Genomic DNA, 1815 nt, shown 5'->3' on the forward strand with positions numbered 1-1815 from the left:
GGCGGTGCGGGCGTCTCGGGCGGCGGAGGCGTCTCGGGGGGAGGCGCGTGCGTCGGCGGCGGGGCGTGCGTCGGCGGCGGTGGCGCGGGCTTCGGCGGAGGCTCCGGCGCGGGGGCCGGCGGCTTGACGCAGCCCGGCGCGCCCGGGCCGACGTCCACGTGGACCAGCCCGTCGATGCACACGCTCACCCCGCCGCCGCCCTGCCCGGTGACCGTGACCGAGGACGAGGACGACGGGTCGGGCGAGGGATCGGCCGACGCGCAGGTCGGCAGCGCCAGCGTCCCGGCGAGCGCGCCGCAGATCGCGGCGGGCAGCAGCGGCAGGCGGCGCATGCTCAGCCACCTCCGGAGATGCGCCGCAGTTCCGCCGCCGCGCCGGTGAACGCGTCGGGATGGACGGCCAGGCCGCCCCGGAACACGTGCGCGATGTCGAAGACCAGGTAGACGCCGGCGGCCAGCAGCCCCGCCATGAGCGCGAGCGGGACGAGGGTCAGCCCGCGCGGCCTGGCGCCGGCGAACAGGGGCAGCAGCATCACGACGACGCCGGTGAGCACGGTGACGACCAGCAGCCCGACCGGCGGGGTGGTCTTGGCGTCCATGGCCCGCTGGTGGCGGGCGGCGGAGATCTCGGTGAGGTGGTCCAGGACGGAGCCCTGGGCGTTCTGGAGCTCGTCGGTGGGGGTCTTGACGGCCATCACCTCGCGGCGCAGGGCGTCGAGCTTCGTCCACCCCGCGGCGCTGAGCCGGTCGTGGTCGCGCATCAGCCGCCATTCGGGACCGCGGACGAGCTGCACGTAGTCGCGGAGCCCGGCCTGGATCTGCTGGGCGTCGGCGGCGGGCAGCCGGGACGCCGCCCAATACGCCTCGACGACCGCCTGGCTCTCGGCGTAGGTGTTGGACCGGGCGGAGTCGGCCGAGGTCCACGGGACCACGATGGCGATGGCGAACGCGAGCAGGAACAGCGCCGACAGCATCGCCCCCGTGTGGGCGGTGGTGGGGCCGTCGGGGTCGGGGTCGTCGACGCCGTGCCGCCCCCGCCGCACCAGCCGGCTCGCGAGGATCACCACGATGACGGCGCACACGGCGGCCGCAATATAAATGATCATGCCCCTCCAGAACCGGACGTGCGCGGGCGGGGCCGGGTCCCCGCCCGCATGCCACTGTCGGTGATTGTAATTTCACGAAACGTGTCCGGTCTCTGGTTTCCCTTTGGTCCTCACCTGGAAGTGAGCCCGGTGTCCGGGCCGGGGAGCAAAGGCTGGCCCCGGACGGGCTTTCGCCCGGCGGGGGAGCGCGTCCGCGGGCGGGGAAGGACTGGAGGGGAAGGTGCGGCGTACACCTGTGGCCGCAGTATCCGCTGTTAGTTCTTGCGATTTGTGGTTCAGATGCCGGAAGATCTCCGGTAGAGAACTCGCATAGAAGGACGATTGTCGGTAACCGGCCTGAGAGGGGCGGCAGCGTGAGGGGAGACGGCAATGGCGCCGCAGGGAAAGCTGGACCTCGATCCGCAGGTGGTGGCCGCCGCCCGGCGGCTCGCCGCCCGGGCCGCGGAACCGATCATCCGGATGGCCCGCTCCCACACCACCGTCTCGGTTGAGCGGGCGCTGCTGCGGCTGGCCGGGCTGACCGGCGCCGACGACGAGGGCCGGCCCTGGGCCAACCACCTCGCCGACGCCGTCCGCGACCAGGTCGGCCTGGAGCACGGCCTCGCCCTGCCGGTGTGGGACGCGCTGCTCACCGGGCCGCACCGGACCCTCGGCGACCTCGCGCAGGCCGCCGCCCGCGGCCGCGTGTCGTTCCGGCGGGCAGCCGGAAC

Annotated in this window: 2 protein-coding genes and 1 pseudogene; 1 reads left to right on the top strand and 2 read right to left on the bottom strand. The window is 74.2% G+C overall.

Annotated elements, in window-relative coordinates:
• Window positions 1-332, bottom strand: a pseudogene (locus tag ABZ914_RS50870) (hypothetical protein); the annotation flags it as partial.
• 2 nt (window positions 333-334) lie between these two features.
• Window positions 335-1105 (bottom strand): bestrophin-like domain, encoded by a 771-nt coding sequence (locus tag ABZ914_RS50875; RefSeq protein WP_387018595.1) that lies wholly within the window; start codon window positions 1103-1105, stop codon window positions 335-337.
• Window positions 1106-1474: 369 nt separating this feature from the next.
• Between ABZ914_RS50875 and ABZ914_RS50880 the strand changes: the two genes are divergently transcribed.
• Window positions 1475-1815 (top strand): lysine 5,6-aminomutase subunit alpha TIM-barrel domain-containing protein (locus ABZ914_RS50880; protein ID WP_500201754.1); only part of this gene is annotated, 341 nt, incomplete at its 3' end.

This window comes from Spirillospora sp. NPDC046719 (genome assembly GCF_040645715.1).
Lineage (GTDB): Bacteria > Actinomycetota > Actinomycetes > Streptosporangiales > Streptosporangiaceae > Spirillospora.